This window comes from Gracilibacillus sp. JCM 18966 (assembly GCF_055392695.1).
On sequence record NZ_AP043883.1, the window covers coordinates 1,821,366 to 1,841,127 of the forward strand.

Consider the following 19,762-nt stretch of genomic DNA (forward strand, 5'->3'; position numbering starts at 1 on the left):
AAGTGGAATATATGCAATAGGAGGAGATAAATCATGACACAAGATATTTGGAAGGAATGTAAAAGCATGCTGGAAAAAAGGAAGAAGGAGCTACTTGAAAATAAAGAGGATCGCCTCGAGCAATCATTAGAGGATACTGTAGGAGAATTGTCCACCTTCGACAACCATCCAGCAGATATGGGAACAGAATTGTTTGAAAGAGAAAAAGAAATTACGTTAAATGAACGGAAGAAGCAAGAATTAGAGGAAATTGACCAAGCGCTACAAGCTATGAAAGACGTGACATATGACCTTTGTCAGGAATGTGGGAGAAAGATCAAGGAAGAAAGACTTCTTGCAGCACCAACTACTCGTTATTGCTTTGAGCATGGAAAATAAAAAATCCGAGCACTGCTCGGATTTTTCTTTGATTACTGTTGCTCTTCTTGTTCGGCTAGCTTCAGTGTAGTCGTATCCTCTTTACCATCACGATAGTACGTTATGTTGATTTCATCACCAATGTTTGTATTGTTATACAAATAAGTTTTTAATTCAAGCATGGACGTAATTTCTTTATCATTAATTTTCGTAATGACATCATATTTTTGTAAGCCTGCTTCTTCTGCTGGCGATCCAACTTGAACCTTTGCTAAGACTACTCCATTTTCGACATCTTCATCTAAATTCAATGTTCCCTGTTTATGCTGTTCTGGCACGGTATTTAAATCAACGGCACTAATACCGATGAATGGGCGAGTAACCTCTCCATCTGTTTCTAATTGCTCGATTACTGGCTTAGCATCATCAATTGGGATCGCAAATCCAATCCCTTCCACAGCATCTAAGGCGATTTTCATTGAATTAATACCAATTACTTCACCATCGGAATTAATTAAAGCACCACCACTGTTTCCTGGATTGATGGCAGCATCTGTTTGAATAACCTGAGTTGTCCAATCTGGAGAACCATCCTGGTTTAAGTCAACATCAACGGCACGTTCTAGTCCACTAATGATACCCCTTGTTACAGAGCCCGCGAATTCTGTTCCTAATGGGTTACCGATTGCAATAGCTGTTTCCCCAACTGTTAGTTCTCCTGATGAGCCGAGTGGGGCAACAGTTTCTACTTGCTCACTGGATATTCGTAGTACCGCCAAATCTGTTAGAGAGTCTTTACCAAGAACATCTGCTGGAACCTTCTCCCCATTAGTAAGAATAACCTCTACTTCTTGAGCTCCTTCGACAACATGATTATTGGTAACGACGTATGCATATTCTCCTTCTTTTTTATAGACTACTCCAGAACCAGTACCAGCTGCATCCGTTTCCTCCCACAAACTCGTTTGTTGTATATTAGATACCCCTACGACAGCATCTGATACTCGATTAATTGCTTCACTCAAGGAGTCGATGTTTTCATTTGATACATTGGATGTTGGAACAGATTCTTTATTCTCGTTCGTTTCCTGTTGTGTTTCTTCACTTATATCTTGTTCTGTTTGTGCAGATTGTGCTTGGTTATCCTCATCATTTAGTATAGATAGGAAGATACCACCACTAAAAAGGGCAACAATTAATCCCCCTGCAATACCACTGAGTAGCATGCCGCCAAAATTTTTATCCTTCGATTTATGATTGCTATTTTCGGTTTTTACTTCATTTATTTCTTGCTTTTCGTTTTCATCCATTGTGTTCCCACCTTTCTGTTCAGTTGATTATTTTTGGATTGTAACCTTATTATAAAAGAGAGTTACGGAACAATCATGTGACAAATGTAGAAAATCTGTGTAAGAATAGCAGAAAACCGTCACTTAATTTTTTTTAGAGAATGTGCGAAAATAAGTTAATGATATATTCCTTTATAGGGGCTCTATGTACTTTATACCCCAAAACCCAAAAATTAATCTGTTATTAGAAAGGTGGTTGCATCTTGAACCAGCATATATATATCGTGGAGGATGATCCTAATATTCGGGATATCGTAAAAGCGTATTTAATAAAAGAAGGCTATCAAGTAACCATGATGGAAACAGCAGAGGACGCATGGGAAAATGCGAAAAAGCAACAGCCTAACATGTGGATATTGGATATTATGCTACCAGGGATGGATGGTTATGAATTATGTAAGAAAATTCGTGCAAGAAGTGAAGTACCTATTATCATTATTTCAGCAAAAGATGAAGAGGTTGATAAGATTCTTGGATTGGAGCTAGGAAGTGATGATTATCTCACGAAACCATTTAGTCCAAGGGAATTAGTTGCACGAGTAAAGCGATTATTTAAACGCTTAGAGAATAGTCCTATGGTTCAGAAAAAAACGAATACTGTGGAGATCGATGATTTGAAGATGGACCAAGCTGCAAGACAGGTGTTCTGGAGGGATCAAGAAATAGATGTAACCACAAAGGAATTTGATATGCTTGAAATCTTTGCTAAAAGGCCTAATCGTGCTTTTGCTCGAGAAGAGCTGCTCTCCTTAGTTTGGGGAGAGGATTATTTTGGCAGTGATAGAGCCGTCGATGATCTTGTAAAAAGGCTTAGAAAAAAATTAGAAGGGCTACCAGTGGAAACCGTCTGGGGCTATGGTTATCGATTGCATATTGATGAGGAGCAATCATGAAGCTTCAATACCAATTAACGATAGCATTTACAACTCTTTTAATTGTCATCATGACGGTAACGGGAATCACCCTCTATTCTCAAATGCTTCAAATGTTAATTCAGGATGAACAACGCCAATTAGAGGATAAAGGGGAATTAATCGTAAATTTTTTACTATATGAAGATTTAAACAGTACGTATAATGTACAGCGTTTAGCAGAAATGTTAGATAAATATAGCTTGCAGGTTTTTGCGTATGACGAAGGTTCAGACCAAATCATTTTTACTTCAATAGCAGATCTTCAAGTGATTGAAAAATGGGTGGACCGCTATGATATGGACAAGGCGGAACAACCATTATGGCAAAACGGTAACGAAAAATACGTTGTATCGATTATCCCCTTTTATGGTGCTGTATCTACTCAGCACTTGGTATTATTAACACCATTGGATGACCTACAAGAAGTTAGACAAATTATAATGGAAAGGCTGCTCTTAATCTTTTTCATTGGAATCGCGGTCGCTGTGCTTCTTAGTCACTATTTAACAACGAAGTTAGTCACACCATTGACAAAGTTAAGGCATCAGTTAAAGAAAATCGAAAAGAGAAATTTTAGTGAGATGGAAGAAATCAAAGCAACTGGAGAAATTAAAGAAGTAGAGCAGAGCCTCAGAGATATGGCGAATGAATTGAATAGCTTTATACAGACACAACGACACTTTTTCCAGAATGCTAGTCATGAGCTGAAAACCCCTTTAATGACCATCCAAGGATATGCTGAAGGGATTAAGGACGGCATATTTGAAGGAGAAGAAGCAAAGCGCGGTTTAAATGTCATGATTGAAGAAATAAACCGTTTGAAAAAAATTATTAATGAAATTATATTGCTAGCAAAGCTCGATAGTGAGGCCAATATTTATGAGGAAGAGCAAGTTAACTTACAGGAATTCATTGAGCAAGTCATGGCACGGGCAGTTCCGATTGCCAATGAAAAAAATATATTAATAGAACTAAAGAATTCTGTTCCATATATGGTCTATTTTGATTATGATAAAATGCTGCAAGCAGTAATGAATATTGTAGCAAATGGAATTAGGCATGCGACTCATAAAGTAGAAGTTAGTGTTTATGCTAAGAATAAACAGGTTATTATGGAAGTAAGAGATGACGGAGAGGGTATTGAAGAGGAACTGTTAACCAAACTATTTCATCGCTTTGTAAAAGGAGAAGATGGAGAAACAGGGCTTGGTTTAGCGATTGCTAGAGCAATTGTAGAACGCTCTGGTGGAAGTATTCGAGCAACTAATCATGAGGAAGGTGGAGCTGTATTCCAAATTCGGTTCGTAAATTTTCAAAAAAATACCGATTAAATTGTAGTATTTACTTCCTTTTATGTTATAATCATTAAGTTGTTAAACTATTGAACGCATCATTAAGAGGAGAGAATGAGATGACGCAGGTAAGAGAAGATCTTCGCAATATTGCAATCATTGCCCACGTAGACCATGGAAAAACAACTTTGGTAGACCAATTGCTCCATTATTCTGGAACCTTCCGTGAAAATGAGCAAGTAGCGGAGCGAGCAATGGATTCGAATGATATTGAAAAAGAACGCGGAATTACAATCTTAGCTAAAAATACAGCCATTAATTATAAAGATACACATATAAATATTTTAGATACGCCTGGACATGCGGATTTTGGTGGTGAAGTGGAACGAATCATGAAAATGGTGGATGGGGTGTTGTTAGTTGTCGATGCCTTTGAAGGCTGTATGCCCCAAACCCGTTTTGTTTTAAAGAAAGCACTTGAACAAAAGCTACGTCCAGTTGTTGTATTAAACAAGATTGATCGTCCAAATGCACGACCTAGTGAAGTAGTAGATGAGGTGTTAGATTTATTCATTGAGCTTGGTGCAGACGATGATCAGCTAGAATTTCCTGTTGTCTATGCCTCTGCATTGAACGGAACATCCAGCTATGAACCTGATGCTCAAGAGGAAACAATGCAGCCGATTTTTGATACGATACTAGAGCATATTCCTGCACCGATAGATAATCAAAATGACCCACTACAGTTTCAAGTAACCTTACTCGACTATAACGATTATTTAGGACGTATCGGTATTGGCCGTGTATTCCGAGGAACGATTCAAGTGGGGCAACAGGTAGCTTTAATGAAAACAGATGGAACGGTCAAAAACTTCCGTGTGTCAAAACTGTTTGGCTTTATTGGTCTAAAGCGCGTAGAGATAGAAGAAGCAAAGGCGGGAGATATTATAGCAGTTGCCGGGATGGAGGACATTAACGTCGGGGAAACGGTTTGTCCAATAGAGAACCAGGAAGCACTACCAACCCTTCGTATTGACGAACCGACCCTGCAAATGACGTTTGTTGTAAACAATAGTCCTTTCGCTGGAAGAGAAGGTAAGCATATTACTTCTAGAAAAATCGAAGAGCGTTTAATGTCCCAATTAGAAACAGATGTAAGCTTAAGAGTAGATCCAACCGCTTCTCCTGATGCATGGATAGTTTCTGGACGTGGCGAGCTTCACTTATCTATTTTGGTAGAAAATATGCGTAGAGAAGGCTATGAGATTCAGCTATCCAAGCCAGAGGTCATTATTAAAGAAATAGATGGAGTAAAATGTGAGCCGATTGAACGCGTTCAGATTGATGTTCCTGAGGATTATACTGGCCCTGTCATGGAATCTCTTGGTACTCGTAAAGGAGAAATGGTTGATATGGTCAACCATGGGAATGGACAAGTTCGAATGGAATTTCGAGTACCATCTCGTGGGCTGATTGGATATGCAACAGAGTTTATGACCCAAACTAGAGGATATGGAATTATCAACCATACCTTTGAAGAATATGCGCCATTTGTAAAAGGTCAGGTTGGCGGAAGACGTGAAGGTGTTCTGGTCGCATTAGAAAATGGTAAAGCATCCACTTATGGAATTATGAACTTAGAGGATCGTGGCATTATCTTCGTCGATCCTGGGACAGAAGTGTATGCAGGTATGATTGTTGGGGAGCATAATCGCGAGAATGATCTTACGGTTAATATTACAAAAGAGAAGCATTTAACGAATGTTCGATCCGCAACAAAGGATCAAACGGCAACGATACGAAAAACACGCACGTTATCATTAGAAGAGGCTATCCAGTACTTAAATGATGATGAGTATTGTGAAGTAACACCTGAATCTATTCGTCTCCGTAAGAAAATTTTAAATAAGAGTGAACGGGAAAAGGCAGCAAAAAGAAAAACTAATTAAACAAAAACCAGCGGATTGTTAAGATCTCCGCTGGTTTTTTCGCTAGAGTAGATAGATACCAATAAATTAAGCTATCATTTATAATACAAGAAGGAGGAGGAAATATCATGCGTTTTTGGCGTCGTTTAATGTTTATATTTAAGTTTCATCGGTCCATTCCATTTTTTAAGGATTTTTTCATTTCAAATGAGATTACAATAGGAAAGAAGCTGATTTCTATTCTATTGATCGTAGGTTATATTATATTTCCATTTGATGCAATCCCTGATTTTCTACTCTTTTTTGGCGTGCTCGATGATGTAATGGTAGCTACGCTAATTTTACAGCAAATCGTCAAAATGGCCCCAGCTTCTTTAAAGGAAAAATATAAAGTGAGTCTTCCATAAATAGAGATCACAGGTGATCATTTTAAATCTCGCGGCGCATAGCTTTTAATACATCTATCTTTGTTGCTCGTTTTGCTGGTTTTAAGCCAGAAACAATGGTAACTAACAAACAAATAGCAACAGATATGGCAATCAGACTCCAAGGGATTGCTGAGAACTGAAAGCCTTCTGGTAGTTGTTCATCAAAGGCGTTCTCTACAATCACAGGAAGGAATAGATTCACTAAGAAGCTAATTAGATAAGCTACAGCTATTCCTACAACGGCACCAAGAATACCGATATACCCACTTTCTAATAAGAAAATTTGTTTAATTTTCTTTGGATGTGCACCAAGAGCCTTCATGATACCAATGTCAGGGGTTCTTTCCGTAACGGCCATTGTCATCGTATTATAAATACCAATGGAAGCAATAATAATGGCAATTGTACCAATAAAAATGAGTCCTGCCTTGGCAATAGTGAAAACAACATCCATACTTTTCAGTTCATCCGCTGCTGAATAGACTAAATAACCTTGATCCTTTAATTGCTCGGAAATATCGCTCACCTCTTCCATATTATGAGCATATCCCCTTACCTCGTCATAGCCTTCTGGTTCTTCTATCCCTTGCATGTCAGGTTGAGTAATCATACCTCTAGCGGTTTTAGTAAATGCTTCGACCTCTTTTAATATAGAATCAGATATAAAGACGGTTTGATCCATCATCCAATCACGTGCAGGCTTCTCGGTAATACCAGTGATGATTAAAGGGATCGTATGCTCCTTCTGCTCTCCATCAACGGTTTGCATGACCGTCATCTTAAGTTCTTTGCCAATCACTTCTCCATCATATTGAAATTCCTTTTTTAACATTCCATCTTCACCATACATATCCTCTGTTTCTTGTTGCTCACTAGAGACGAGGGTTTTCACAAAGTCATGGCCAACTATAATTTCATTTTCTTTTTCTGGTAAACGTCCTTCTGAAAGCTCAAGACCCGCATCTATCTCTGAGGGGAAATGGGCCATCACTGTTTGAACACTTCCTTCATATTGATCCAATTGAAATAAAGGAGTTTGTTGCAGGTTGATTCTTCTTGTCACTGCCTTCATACCATCTTTTTTTTCTAATTCTTCTATCTCTTTATCTGTTATTGGTTGGTATTTTCCGTCTACTTCCATCCCGCCAATCTGTAGCTGGGTAACTGAACGAGATTCTAGAATATCCTTTGCAAGAGATTTATGTAGTCCAAATCCTACCGATGCTAATACAATAAGGAATGTAACCCCCATAGCAGTAGCTAAAACAGTCATAAAAATCCTTGATTTACTTCGTTTCATATTGCGGCGGACGAAACGCCATCTATCCTTCATATTCATATTGCAATATCTCCTTTCAATACTTCACCATCATGTAAGTGGATCTGTTGATGACCAATACTGGCAACCTCATTGTCATGTGTAATAATGACGAATGTAATGCCATATTTTTGATTCAATGATTGAATGAAATCTAATATTTCCTTTTCCGTTTCACTGTCTAAACTACCAGTAGGTTCATCTGCTAGAATAATGGGTGGTTCAATAACTAATGCTCTTGCAATACTTACTCTCTGTTGTTGTCCACCTGATAACTCGCTTGGATAATGATTTTTATAATCGATTAAACCAACACGCCCAAGAGTTTGATTGGTTAATTCTTCTCTTTTCTTTTCAGCTACCCCTTTTAAAACTAAAGGAAGTTCAATGTTCTCATATGCTGTCATTGTAGGAATTAACTGAAAGTTTTGAAAGATAAATCCGATGTGCTGTAATCGAAAATCTGCAAATTCTCCTTCACTAAAGCTTGTAACCTCTGTACCATCGATGAATATCCTACCGTGTGTAGGTTTCATAAAGCCACCGATAAGGTTGAGCAAGGTCGATTTCCCTGACCCACTCCTACCTGTGATAACAGCAATATCTCCTTTTTTAACCTCAAAGGAAATATCCTTAAGTACATTAAGCTCTGTTTGATTATTTTTCTTTCCTAATAAAAATGTTTGGTGTAATGATTGTACTTTGATCATATAGATCCCCCTTCTTTTTGCTTTTCAATAATATGGACGAATTGTATTCGAAAAGTATTACATTTTTTTAAAAAAAGATTTTATTGTCTATGAAAAGGTGGAGACCAATTAGCTGGCATTACGAAAAAAATTTAGGAATATGGTAAAATAGTAAAGAATTGAACAAAAAAGGAGATTTACAGCATGAGAAAGCGACTTATACCCATTATTGTGGTACTTATTTTACTGGTTGGCTGTATGGGAATATCCCAACCTGAAAGTGCTTCTCATTCCAAACATAAAAGCTTATTAACAGAAAAAAATCAAAACGGAGAGCTATTCACCTCGTTAGCACCTGTATTGACAGAAATTGATATTACTGCAATTGGTGATTTGTTAATTCACTCACGGGTTTATGAAGATGCAGAAGTGGATGGGGGCTATGATTTTAGGCCAATGCTTCAATCCGTCGAGAGCTACTTGAAAAGTTCGACCATTACGATCGCCAATCAAGAAACTATTACAGGTGGTGCTGAAATAGGTTTGTCCACTTATCCTTCTTTTAACAGCCCTTATGAATTAGCGGATAATCTGAAGGAAGTCGGTGTGGATTTAGTAACAATGGCAAATAACCATACACTTGATCGTGGGGAAGAAGCGATTCAAAATGCTATTACGCACTATGAGGAAATTGGAATGAAGTACACAGGAAGCTTCAAAGATAAAGAAGACAGAGAGAAAATTCGTGTAATCGAGACTGATGAGAATATATCTGTTGCATTTCTGAGCTATACATATGGCACAAATGGCATCCCTGTTCCAGAAGGGAAGGATTATTTAGTCAATCTTATCGACGAACAACGAATCAAAGCAGATGTGAAAAAGGCAGAAAGGCTAGCCGACGTAACCGTGTTAAGCTATCACTTTGGTAATGAATATGAACGGATGCCTAACGGTTATCAAAAAGAGCTAGCACAATTTGCTTCAGATTTAGGGGTCGAGGTGGTTATAGGACATCATCCACATGTACTGCAGCCAATTGATTGGATCGAAGGCAAAAATGGTAACCAAACATTAGTAGCCTATTCTTTGGGAAATTTCCTTTCTGGACAGGATAAGCTCTACCGACGTATTGGTGGAATATTCCAGTTCAAGGTGGAAAAGAAAGTAGATCAAAAGTCTGAATCGATCCGAATACATACTCCTGCCTTTTTACCAACCTTCGTACAGTATGAGATGAATGGTGGTAGAATGACAAACTTCGCTGTGTTACCATTTCATGAAGTGACAGAGGAACAATTACCTGATCATCAAGTGAAATGGGATGAAATAAAAGCCCATATGTCCCAATGGGTTTCTGACTTAACCATATTAAAATAATGAGATTACGAGGATAGATAAAATTTTAAGATAGAGGAGAATAGTTGAATGGAATGGAAGAATATTTATAGAGGATTGTTAATGGGAGCAAGTGATGTAATTCCTGGAGTTAGTGGTGGTACAATAGCTGTATTGCTCGGGATTTATGATCGTTTGATTGAGGCGATTAACGGTTTTTTTAGTAAGGATTTAAAAAAGCATTTGATGTTTTTAATCCCGCTTGGAATAGGGGTCTTAACAGCCATTTTTCTATTAGCGGGCGTGATTGAATGGCTTTTTGAACATTATCCAAAACAGACACAATTTGCTTTTCTTGGGCTCATTATAGGGGTTTTACCTTTCTTATTCCAAAAATCAAATGCAAAGGTAAATTTTAAAGTTCCCCATTATTTATTTATTATAGTTGGGGTAATAGTGGTCGCTTCGATGGCTTTTTTTAATACTGGTGAGCCTGAAGCAGTAACTCATTTTACTACATCTACCTATCTCTGGCTTTTTGCATCTGGCTTCATAGCGAGCTCTGCCATGATTCTACCAGGTATAAGTGGTTCCTTTATGCTCTATGTAATTGGTTCCTATACAACGATTATAAGTGCGATCAAGAACCTAGATATAGTAGTCATTGGCGTAGTTGGTGTGGCCATTCTATTAGGAATAATAGTGATGAGTAAGATTATTCATTATTTCTTAGACCATTTTCCATTTGCCACCTATGCGGTTGTTATTGGCATGGTAATCGGCTCTATCTTCGTCATGTTCCCAGGTTGGCCAGTGAATACGGGTGAGATGATTTTCTGTATCCTCACTTTTGCAGGAGGTTTACTTTTTGCTTATTTATTAGGCAGAGTAGAATATAAGTAAAACAAATGATTTGCGAAAATAATATAAACATGCTAGATTTCACATATAGAGCAAAAAAGGAGACTTTCATATGGAAGCAATTCAAACAGTGGAACAATTTAATGAAGTGATCCAATCAGATAAGCCAGTCATCATTAAATTCTATGCAGACTGGTGTCCTGATTGTAAACGAATGGATATGTTTATCGGAGATATTATGGAACAATATAATCAATTTGATTGGTATCAAGTTAATAGTGATGAAGTAGAAGGATTAGCGCAAAAGTATGAAGTGATGGGGATTCCGAGTTTATTAATTTTTGAAAATGGTGAAAAAACTGCCCACCGCCACAGTGCTTATACTAAAACACCAGATGATGTCATAGAATTTCTCCAGCAGGAATTAGATTAATTCAAACGCCAAGGCCTAAAAGCTTTGGCGTTTTTTACTTTTCTTTAAAATAAGAAACCTATTTAACTGCTCAATCGTACTTCTTTTAGGGGTGATCTCACATGAGTCAATTAGTTGTTGAAAATGTTACGGTAGCCATTGGACAAGAATCGATTTTGAAGAATATTCACTTTACGGTTGAAACTGGCCAATTAATTGCGTTAATTGGCCATAATGGTGCAGGGAAATCTACGTTGATGAAAACGATTATGGGGTGGCAAGAAAAACAAAAGGGTAATATTTCTGTACAGGGTATCGACCAAGATCAGGAATTTCTACACTATAAGAGGCAAATAGCTTACATACCTGAAGAACCTTTTTTGCTTTCTGAGTTAACTGCGATGCAGCATTTTCAATTATACGGAAAAAGCTACCAACTATCCGAAGAGAAGCTTAATCAAAAGGTAGAGGAACTTACTAATCTTTTTGAAATTAAAGATAAATTAAACGTATATCCTGAATCACTTTCCAAAGGAATGCGACAAAAGGTACAAACGATTTGCGCTTTATTGCCAGAGGTAGATTTACTACTTATTGATGAACCATTTATGGGCCTAGATATTCATGCAGCAGCAGCTTTACAGCAATTATTATTAGAAAAGACACAGGGTGGTACTAGTATTTTACTAACTTCCCACCAGCTTGATAGGGTAAATCAAGTTGCGGACAAGTATATTTTACTCGATAAAGGCGAAATCAGGGAATATGATGAAATGGCCAATTTTGATACGATTACGAGGAGAACATCTCAATGAGTCAAGCGTGGAGTGTATTTCTATTTTTGCGGAAAAACCGTATAAAGAAAAAGCAAAAGCTTTATAACCTTGCCCTCGGTGTTGCCTTTGATTGGACAATAAGTATTTATATAGGTTTTTATATCGTTGTCTTAATGGCAATGGTCTATGATGCAGTTAGCCAATTCGAGAATTGGTTTTACTCTATAGAACAGTTAGCCGATCAATGGATACCGTTAATGGTGGTAGCACTTATGGTTCGTACTATTATACTTTCCTTTCACTCTCCTGGTATATCCTTTTCAAGTGCAGATTGGAAGGCAGCAACATTACCTATATTACGCCAATATGTTTGGCTTTTTACCTATTTCGAAGCGATCCTAAAGACGGTTATATGGAGTTTCGGTTTATTCTTGCTAGCATTTATTTTAACACCTTTATCAACCGGATTCTTATTAAAATGTTTGATGATCTTGATTCTAACAAACTGTTTACTCCTTTTACCTCAATGGTATTTATATCAAATAGAAGGAAAGAAAAAAGTCATTATCTTTCTACTTGTTACGGTTATGCTTGCTATTATTCGTTTTGTCTATTTATTTGTCTTACCATTTGAAGGCTTTTTATATAGCTTGCTTGCTATTATCTTTTCCTTTAATTTGGTAATTTGGAATAAAAGGTTGGAAAAGATAAACTGGCAAAGCGTTATCGAAGTCGTTGATACAAAAATTTGGAGTATGTTTTTTATTCAAAAAATGAGTAAGACAGAAACGAAACCAGTACAAAAACCTATTCTTCCAGCTCTTTTTCGGTCCGCAAAAGAGAAATTACCATTTCCGTATCATCATGAGACAATGATTTATCGTAAACTATGGAAGATTAATTTTCGTCAGGAGAAGGCATATTTTGTTCAGACATTAGGTGTTAGCATCATTTGCTTAGTGCTCTTGAGCTTTAGAGGAGACTTGGTCCAAGGCGTTTCAGTAGCGATCGCTATATTTTTGTTCAATAAAATGTCTACAAGTTATTTTCAAGCAGGATTTAAAGATCGTCTACTGCACGCTATACCATGGGATATGAAAGCTATAAAAAAAGCCTACCTACAACGCATGACAGTGTTCATGGGCTTGATCATGGTAGTACTTGCGACCCTGTTAGTTATAACAGAGCACTTAAGTATTTGGGTGTTTTTACAGCTGTTACTTTATGGTACTTCATTATATGTATTGTTGGAGTTGAAGCTTCATATAACTGTGAAAAAAATGAATGATAAATGGTATACTCCGACCATATTAGAGCAACTAATCAGTCCCATTATTTATATCTTGCTTATTAGTAGTTTTGCCTACAATTTAGTAAGCATATTTGTTATAATTCTTTTGTTATATTGCTTTCTACCTAAGAAAGCGATATAAGTAATGTCTTTTCGGTATACAAAAATGGGGATTATTTCCTTTTGTATTGACGAATGTGAAATCTTTCCATATAATACGTGCATATACATAAAGAGGAGAGGATGAAAGGGATGGATGATCGAACACGATATTTAGAAAAAAAACAAGACCCTTCCCTAAAGCTGTTTGTTGTCTTATCAAAAGCTTATCGAGCCTTGATGGATCAAGTAGCCGAAGATATTAGAGGTCATGGCTTGAATATAACAGATTTTGGTGTAATGGAATTACTATACCACCAAGGAGATCAGCCCTTACAAAAAATAGGAGATAAAATTCTCTTAGCTAGTGGAAGTATTACATATGTTGTTGATAAACTAGAGAAAAAAAATTACGTAAAGCGCATACCGAGTCCGACTGACCGAAGGATAACATATGCCTCTCTAACGGAAGCTGGTGAACAGCTACTCAACGATATTTTTCCAGAGCATTGGAAACAAATTGAAGCTGTTACTGCAGGCTTATCGAAAGAAGAAAAATTAGAGGCAATAGATTTATTAAAAAAATTAGGTCTTTATGCGAATGCTCTTTCATCCTAATATTGACTAGTATCTCCTTATCACATTTTATTTCGTTTATCCAAACCGAAAAAAGGGTATAAATGACTAGAAAATGATTTTTGAAGTTTGGAGGAGCACCTATGAGGAAGCAGCATGTGATAGTCTATATTAGTGATGATTGTGAAGCGTGCGATCATCTCGTGGAGTTTTTAAGAAACCACAAGGTAAATTTCACATTGAAAAATACTTCAGAGGATAAAGTTTTTTTAAAAGAACTTCAGCAGAAAAATATTTATGTTACACCTGCAGTATTAATTGGTGACAGCCATAAGATATTGGGGTTTGATAAAGAAAAACTAAGAAGGATACTCGGGTTCTGATTTGAACCGATTTCCCCCTATTTGCATAGCCTATATTAGAAAACATAGATGGAGAAATGGGGGAATAGTATGTATAATTGGCAGAATCAACAGCATTCCACGTATTATCCTAATTATTATGGTGCCACACCGTTCCAATCAGTACCTAATACTTCTCAAAATTCTTATACACCATATCAATTTTATCAAAAACCATTATTGCCTGTGCCGCAGCAAAATAATTCACAAATGCCACCATTTTCTTTTGGCAAACAAACAAACCCAATGTTGAGCTATTTCCAGGATAAAAACGGTGAGATGGATTTTGATAAAATTTTCAAAACCGTTAATCAGTTAGCGAATACTTATCAGCAGGTTTCACCATTAGTTAAAAATGTTGGAAGCATTGTGAAATCATTTAAGGGGTTATAATATCCGTCAAACCGAAATCCTTGTCATTCGCTTGACAGGGATGTTTCATTTTAACAACATACTGTCGGTTTGAAGGCTTGATTAATTTTTGCGAATCATAAGCGGGATGAGGCCTGTTGTTGGAAGTCTCCTTAGTGATAGTGGATAATAGTGTAAAAGGAGTAAAGATCCTTCATATGGGTAAACTAACGGCATATTAATAGAAGGAGGATTCACGATGAGTGGCTGTCTTATCATTCATGGCTTTACAGGAGGGCCATATGAGGTGGAGCCATTAGCAGATCACTTACATCAAGTGACAGATTGGGAAATTGTTTCTCCAAGATTACCTGGTCATGGTTTAGGTGAAAACGGGAAGGAATTAGAATTGACAAAAGTCACCTACCAAGAGTGGATTCAAACATGTGAACAAGCCTATTTAGATTTAAAGAAAAGACATGAGAAAATTTATTTAATTGGGTTTTCCATGGGAGGGATGATCTCTGCTTTTTTAGCTGGAAAGTATTCTTGCGAGAAGCTTGTACTTTTGTCGACTTCAAGGAAGTACATAAGCATCCCGCGAATGGCGTTAGATATCATTGGCTTTGGACAGAAAGCTTTACAAAGAAAGCTAAAAACAGACCCACTATTCGTTCACTATATGGGAAAGTATGGTTCTGTACCAATTAGGGCAACTCTTGAATTTTTGAAGTGTATGAGGTTTACGAAGCCATACTTGAAGAAGGTTCATTGCCCAGTCTTTATCGCACAAGGAATGCAGGACGGTTTAGTTCCATATAAAACGGTTCATTATTTAGATAAGGAAATTCCGGGTGAAACAGAGATCATCTATTATTACGACTCCAAGCATCTTATCTGCCTAGGGGAGGATAAAGAAGTGGTAATTGATGGAGTCCACCGTTTTTTAATGCGTCCTACTACTACCAAAAACGCCTTAGCAATGAGCTAAGGCGTTATTGTCATTTTCATTTTGCGTTTTCTCCTTGTACTAGCAATAAAAAGTAGTAAGCCAAAAATAATAATCGTACCACCTAACCATTGAGACCATGTGATAGTCTCCTCTAGAAGGAAATAGGCTAGAATAGCTGCACCTACAGGTTCAAACACAATTCCCATAGAAATGACAGAGGAGCTCACCCATTTTAGTGACCAGTTCAGCAGATTCAACCCAAAAATGGTTGGAATGATAGCAATGAAAACAAATATACTCCATTCAAAGCTAGTATAGTGAAAAAACGAATTTTTTAGAATCATATTATACATAATAAGCATAATCGCCCCGATAGAGTATGCGATACAGGTATAAGTCATCATTGATACTTTTTTTCTGACCCTTTGTCCAAATAAGAAATATGCTGTGATAAATATAGCGCCTAATATTGCTAAAAGATCACCATACAATGCTTTACCAGCTATTTGAACGTCTCCCCATGCGATAATAATACTGCCAAATATCGCGATAAACATACTAATAATGGTACCTGATGAGAAACGCTCATGAAAGAAAAAGTAAGTGCCAATAAAGGCGAAAATCGGTTGTAAGGTTACTAAAACGACCGAACTGGCAACAGAGGTATACTGTAATGATTCAAACCAGACAATGAAATGGATCGCAAGGCTGATTCCTGCTAAAATCGTTAGAATCCATTCCTTCTTTTTTAGCATTTTTATTTCCTGTCTTTTTTTAACCACAACATAGGGGAGCATTAAGAACGCCGCCAATAGTAGGCGGTAGTTGGCGATAATGGAAGGTGGTACATCCCCAGCTAACTTAACAAATACTGCAGCAGTTGATAGAGATATGACGCCAATCACAATTGCAATATATGGATAAATTTGATTGTCTCCCATTCTGACACCTTCCGATATACAGATTTTTTATAGATAATCATAGTATAACAATATTTATGGAAAATAAAAAAAGAATCCATGTATTATTGTTATGTTTTTGTTATCCGAAACAGCAATGTTTGAAACAAAAGGAAAATTTTTATAGAATAAAAAAGAAGAGTGTGTTATGATATAATAATCCATTGAATGGTCATTATAAGCCTCTTCCAAATGTGGAGGAAGGCTTTTTTCATTGTTATTTATTACAGCTCTAAAGTCGTTCGTGCATCTACTTGAAGATTGAATAAATCAAGAAGCTAAATGCAATTGGCGGACGAATATCCTAAGATGTTCCGTTATCCATCTTTATACTGAGGAGACTTTTATAGGCATAGCACAATAATCAAAAGCGGTTATTGGGAAATGTAGTATGATTGAATCCTTATCGGGCAATTTAAGAATAGATAGCTACCTCTTAATAATCGAAATGCGTCCTAATTTAATTTATATAAAAGTTCCCTAAGAACGATTTTACTACCACTTTTACTATAAGTGGGATTCGTTTCTATTTGTGAATTATAGGGTACACTGTAGATAACGAAGAAAAATGATAATTGATGAGATTTTTAAAAGAAAAAAGGAGTAGAAAAAAATAGTGACAAATTTTAGTGAACTAGGTATTTCAGAATCAATCATGAAAGCATTAGAAAAAATGGGATTTGAAGAGGCTACACCAATTCAAGCACAAACGATCCCATTAGGAATTACAGGGAAGGATGTAATCGGTCAAGCACAGACTGGTACAGGTAAAACGGCAGCATTTGGTATTCCAATGATCGAAAAGATAGATCCAGGTCTTCGCAAAATACAAGGATTAGTAGTAGCTCCGACGAGAGAGCTTGCTATTCAAGTCTCAGAGGAGCTTCACAAATTAGCGAAGTTTAAAGGTGTGCGTACACTGCCTGTCTATGGTGGACAGCATATGGAGCGCCAAATTCGTGCATTAAAGGATCGCCCACATATCGTGGTTGCAACTCCAGGTCGTTTATTAGATCACCTTCGTCGCCGTACGATTCGTGTCGGAGATGTGCATACAGCAGTACTGGACGAAGCAGATGAAATGTTAAATATGGGCTTTATTGATGACATTAGAGATATATTAAAGGCGATTCCAGAAGACAGACAAACCCTACTATTCTCCGCTACCATGCCAAAGGAAATTCGTAATATTGCCGCAACCTTAATGAAAGAACCTGCAGAGGTTAAGGTAAAAGCGAAGGAGATGACAGTTTCCAACATTGATCAATTTTTTGTGGAAGTACATGAGAAGCAGAAATTTGATACATTAACTAATTTGTTAGATGTTCATGTTCCTGAGCTTGCGATTATATTTGGTCGTACGAAAAAACGTGTCGACGAATTAACGGATGGACTACAAGCAAGGGGATTCCGTGCAGAAGGCATACACGGTGATTTAACGCAAGGAAAACGAACCTCTGTCTTAAACAAGTTTAAGTTTGGTCGGATTGAGATTCTAGTAGCGACAGACGTTGCGGCACGTGGGCTCGATATTTCAGGTGTAACCCATGTTTATAATTTTGATATTCCTCAAGATCCGGAAAGCTATGTTCACCGCATAGGTCGTACAGGACGTGCTGGAAAAACTGGTGAGGCAGTCTCCTTTATCACACCAAGAGAATTGCCACATTTGAACTTGATTGAAAAAGTAACAAAAAGCAAAATGAAGCGCATGACACCACCTAGCTATGATGAAGCAAAGCGTGGTCAACAACAGGTAACAGTACAGAAGCTTACATCTACCATTAAGAATAAGGATTTAAAGGATTACAGAGAAACAGCGACAGAACTATTAGATGAATATGATTCTGTAACGATTGTTTCGGCTGCTTTGAAGCTTTTGACGAAAGAACGTCGTCAAACACCAGTTACATTGTCCTCTGTTCAGCCAGTTAGTGTAAAACAAGCAAATAAAGGTAAGAATAGTAACAAAAAGTTTAGAAATGATAATAAACGAGGATATGGTGGACGAAAAGGAAAGCCGAGCGGAAGAAACCGTAAATTCCAAAATAAACGTTCGAATACTAAGCAAGGTCGTCGATAGACATAAAAAAACTGCATTCCCTATATTAGGGATGCAGTTTTTTCTAATTGATCAAGAGGATAATTCCGACAATGGAAATAACAGGGATACATAATATCGTGGAAAAACCGATTAACACAATTGTATTGATGTAGCTTTTCTCTGACTTTCCAATATCAGGATGAGACAATACTTCTTGTTTCGATGACCAAATCTGACTGATACAAATCAAAATAATTCCAAGTATCACAATCAATGGAATGCTTAAAGAAACGAGGCTTGCTTCATTATCCTCCATAAACATAAACCCGAGCACAAGTAAGAAAATCGGTATTGCTTCAAATAGTGCCACTTGGATAAAGTATCTTGTTTGATCCTTTTGTAATCCTTGTTGATTAAATTCCTTCCGCTCCATTCGATAAGATAACCCTCTTAGTAATCGTTTGAATGCAAATAAAATACCAAGACCTGCAATAATTGCTGCAGAAGTAAATAGCCATGCTGCTGTCATTTTCCCACTCCCTTTTCTCTATCTTTTTCACAGCGATGAAGGGCATTTTATAAGATGGAAGATAGTAAACCTAATAGAACAAGTATAATCAAAATTGCTGTAATAATAGGTTTTAGGTATGGCTTCCATTTATATCTCTTTTTATTCCATCGATTAGGATCGAAGCCGATATCATCATTTCCGTGACTCACTCTTCTTGTATTTTTCCATGGTGAAAAAGGCTGAACATTTTTTAAGATGATTGGACCTAAAGCAAACCCAGCAATAAAGCCGAATATATGTGCCTCGACATTTATATTTGCTCTTATAAACGTCATGATTAGTCCAAGTATAGAAACAATTAATATTAACCTTGCATTATTAGGATCAATTAATCTTTTTTCAAAAAACACCATGAATAAATAGAGTCCTAATAATCCATAAATCGCACCAGATGCTCCAAGATGGGTATAACCAAGACTAGGTTCTACGACAAATGTTAGAATATTTGCCACAATACCAGCAAAAAAATAGGTGAAGATAAATTTCCCTTTACCGAGCATTTGTTCAAGTGCTGGAGCAAAGATAACAAGTGCAAAGGAATTAAATAAAATGTGTCCGACACCACCGTGTAAGAAAATTGGTGTAACGAAACGCCAATACTCTCCCATACTGATAGCATAATGAAAACCAATGCCAAAATCAATGATCATTTGACCGAGAGGTGGGATGATCCAGTTGATGAGCCAAATACCAATTTGCAGTCCAACAATACAAGCGGTCACGGGGTAAAAAGAAAGAAAATCTTTAAAGCTTTCTGTTCGTAAAAACATCTCACACTTCCTCTGAAAAATTGATGCCTATATTTTAGCATAAATCCCTTACTATATATAGTTAGATATATGACCATTAGCTTCTT

The 19,762-nt window shown here is 37.0% G+C and carries 21 protein-coding genes; 15 read left to right on the forward strand and 6 right to left on the reverse strand.

Annotation, left to right across the window (positions count from 1 at the left end; genetic code table 11):
• The first annotated feature begins 33 nt into the window (after positions 1 to 33).
• Positions 34 to 378, forward strand: coding sequence for a TraR/DksA C4-type zinc finger protein (locus tag ACZ5N5_RS08695; RefSeq protein ID WP_054788956.1), 345 nt, complete (start codon positions 34 to 36; stop codon positions 376 to 378).
• Between the two features lie 32 nt (positions 379 to 410).
• Here ACZ5N5_RS08695 and ACZ5N5_RS08700 read toward each other — a convergent pair whose 3' ends face one another.
• Positions 411 to 1,667, reverse strand: coding sequence for a S1C family serine protease (locus ACZ5N5_RS08700; RefSeq protein WP_464373647.1), 1,257 nt, complete (start codon positions 1,665 to 1,667; stop codon positions 411 to 413).
• A gap of 242 nt (positions 1,668 to 1,909) precedes the next feature.
• Here ACZ5N5_RS08700 and ACZ5N5_RS08705 point away from each other — a divergent pair, with 242 nt between their 5' ends.
• From ACZ5N5_RS08705 to ACZ5N5_RS08720, 4 genes are all read left to right on the forward strand, one after another.
• The gene (locus ACZ5N5_RS08705; protein WP_109984819.1) at positions 1,910 to 2,599 is read left to right on the forward strand and encodes a response regulator transcription factor; all 690 of its coding nucleotides are present in this window, start codon (positions 1,910 to 1,912) and stop codon (positions 2,597 to 2,599) included.
• A complete protein-coding gene (locus ACZ5N5_RS08710) occupies positions 2,596 to 3,951 on the forward strand; it encodes a sensor histidine kinase (RefSeq protein ID WP_464373648.1) in 1,356 nt (451 codons plus the stop codon). The genes ACZ5N5_RS08705 and ACZ5N5_RS08710 overlap by 4 nt, the downstream gene beginning before the upstream one ends.
• Positions 3,952 to 4,031: 80 nt before the next feature.
• Positions 4,032 to 5,861: a translational GTPase TypA gene (gene typA, locus ACZ5N5_RS08715; RefSeq protein ID WP_277678179.1), complete on the forward strand. Its 1,830-nt coding sequence runs from the start codon at positions 4,032 to 4,034 to the stop codon at positions 5,859 to 5,861.
• Between the two features lie 107 nt (positions 5,862 to 5,968).
• The gene (locus tag ACZ5N5_RS08720) at positions 5,969 to 6,247 is read left to right on the forward strand and encodes a YkvA family protein (RefSeq protein ID WP_464373649.1); all 279 of its coding nucleotides are present in this window, start codon (positions 5,969 to 5,971) and stop codon (positions 6,245 to 6,247) included.
• 22 nt (positions 6,248 to 6,269) lie between these two features.
• Here ACZ5N5_RS08720 and ACZ5N5_RS08725 read toward each other — a convergent pair whose 3' ends face one another.
• Both ACZ5N5_RS08725 and ACZ5N5_RS08730 read right to left on the reverse strand, forming a co-directional pair.
• Positions 6,270 to 7,607 (reverse strand): ABC transporter permease, encoded by a 1,338-nt coding sequence (locus ACZ5N5_RS08725; protein WP_054788954.1) that lies wholly within the window; start codon positions 7,605 to 7,607, stop codon positions 6,270 to 6,272.
• Positions 7,604 to 8,296 (reverse strand): ABC transporter ATP-binding protein, encoded by a 693-nt coding sequence (locus ACZ5N5_RS08730; RefSeq protein ID WP_054788953.1) that lies wholly within the window; start codon positions 8,294 to 8,296, stop codon positions 7,604 to 7,606. Before ACZ5N5_RS08730 ends, ACZ5N5_RS08725 begins: the two co-directional genes overlap by 4 nt.
• Before the next feature lie 183 nt (positions 8,297 to 8,479).
• Here ACZ5N5_RS08730 and ACZ5N5_RS08735 point away from each other — a divergent pair, with 183 nt between their 5' ends.
• The 9 genes from ACZ5N5_RS08735 to ACZ5N5_RS08775 all read left to right on the forward strand — a co-directional run bounded on the left by ACZ5N5_RS08735 (position 8,480) and on the right by ACZ5N5_RS08775 (position 15,371).
• The gene (locus ACZ5N5_RS08735; RefSeq protein WP_464368416.1) at positions 8,480 to 9,655 is read left to right on the forward strand and encodes a CapA family protein; all 1,176 of its coding nucleotides are present in this window, start codon (positions 8,480 to 8,482) and stop codon (positions 9,653 to 9,655) included.
• Positions 9,656 to 9,703: 48 nt separating this feature from the next.
• Positions 9,704 to 10,516: a DUF368 domain-containing protein gene (locus tag ACZ5N5_RS08740; RefSeq protein WP_277678175.1), complete on the forward strand. Its 813-nt coding sequence runs from the start codon at positions 9,704 to 9,706 to the stop codon at positions 10,514 to 10,516.
• Between the two features lie 70 nt (positions 10,517 to 10,586).
• Positions 10,587 to 10,907: a thioredoxin family protein gene (locus ACZ5N5_RS08745; RefSeq protein ID WP_464373650.1), complete on the forward strand. Its 321-nt coding sequence runs from the start codon at positions 10,587 to 10,589 to the stop codon at positions 10,905 to 10,907.
• A gap of 101 nt (positions 10,908 to 11,008) precedes the next feature.
• Positions 11,009 to 11,701: an ABC transporter ATP-binding protein gene (locus tag ACZ5N5_RS08750; protein WP_464373651.1), complete on the forward strand. Its 693-nt coding sequence runs from the start codon at positions 11,009 to 11,011 to the stop codon at positions 11,699 to 11,701.
• On the forward strand, positions 11,698 to 13,095 hold the full coding sequence (locus tag ACZ5N5_RS08755) for a hypothetical protein (protein ID WP_464373652.1): 1,398 nt from the start codon (positions 11,698 to 11,700) through the stop codon (positions 13,093 to 13,095). Before ACZ5N5_RS08750 ends, ACZ5N5_RS08755 begins: the two co-directional genes overlap by 4 nt.
• 110 nt (positions 13,096 to 13,205) lie before the next feature.
• Positions 13,206 to 13,670, forward strand: a complete 465-nt coding sequence (locus tag ACZ5N5_RS08760) for a MarR family winged helix-turn-helix transcriptional regulator (RefSeq protein WP_464373653.1) — start codon at positions 13,206 to 13,208, stop codon at positions 13,668 to 13,670.
• A 101-nt stretch (positions 13,671 to 13,771) separates the two neighbouring features.
• The gene (locus tag ACZ5N5_RS08765) at positions 13,772 to 14,011 is read left to right on the forward strand and encodes a glutaredoxin family protein (protein WP_109984827.1); all 240 of its coding nucleotides are present in this window, start codon (positions 13,772 to 13,774) and stop codon (positions 14,009 to 14,011) included.
• Positions 14,012 to 14,080: 69 nt separating this feature from the next.
• Positions 14,081 to 14,422, forward strand: coding sequence for a YppG family protein (locus ACZ5N5_RS08770; protein WP_054788948.1), 342 nt, complete (start codon positions 14,081 to 14,083; stop codon positions 14,420 to 14,422).
• Positions 14,423 to 14,639: 217 nt separating this feature from the next.
• Entirely contained in the window at positions 14,640 to 15,371 is a 732-nt protein-coding gene (locus ACZ5N5_RS08775) for an alpha/beta hydrolase (protein WP_109984829.1), read from the forward strand.
• Here the strand turns inward: ACZ5N5_RS08775 and ACZ5N5_RS08780 are convergent.
• Positions 15,368 to 16,273 carry a DMT family transporter gene (locus ACZ5N5_RS08780; RefSeq protein WP_109984830.1) on the reverse strand — a complete coding sequence of 302 codons (906 nt, stop codon included), beginning with the start codon at positions 16,271 to 16,273 and terminating at the stop codon, positions 15,368 to 15,370. The two genes, ACZ5N5_RS08775 and ACZ5N5_RS08780, sit on opposite strands and share 4 nt — an antisense overlap.
• 634 nt (positions 16,274 to 16,907) lie before the next feature.
• On the opposite strand from ACZ5N5_RS08780, the gene ACZ5N5_RS08785 reads away from it, so the two are divergent.
• Positions 16,908 to 18,374 carry a DEAD/DEAH box helicase gene (locus tag ACZ5N5_RS08785; RefSeq protein WP_109984831.1) on the forward strand — a complete coding sequence of 489 codons (1,467 nt, stop codon included), beginning with the start codon at positions 16,908 to 16,910 and terminating at the stop codon, positions 18,372 to 18,374.
• 43 nt (positions 18,375 to 18,417) lie between these two features.
• Here ACZ5N5_RS08785 and ACZ5N5_RS08790 read toward each other — a convergent pair whose 3' ends face one another.
• Together ACZ5N5_RS08790 and ACZ5N5_RS08795 are read right to left on the reverse strand one after the other, a co-directional pair.
• Positions 18,418 to 18,864: a hypothetical protein gene (locus ACZ5N5_RS08790; RefSeq protein WP_054788947.1), complete on the reverse strand. Its 447-nt coding sequence runs from the start codon at positions 18,862 to 18,864 to the stop codon at positions 18,418 to 18,420.
• Positions 18,865 to 18,911: 47 nt separating this feature from the next.
• Positions 18,912 to 19,676 carry a rhomboid family intramembrane serine protease gene (locus ACZ5N5_RS08795; protein ID WP_464368414.1) on the reverse strand — a complete coding sequence of 255 codons (765 nt, stop codon included), beginning with the start codon at positions 19,674 to 19,676 and terminating at the stop codon, positions 18,912 to 18,914.
• Positions 19,677 to 19,762 lie beyond the last annotated feature (86 nt).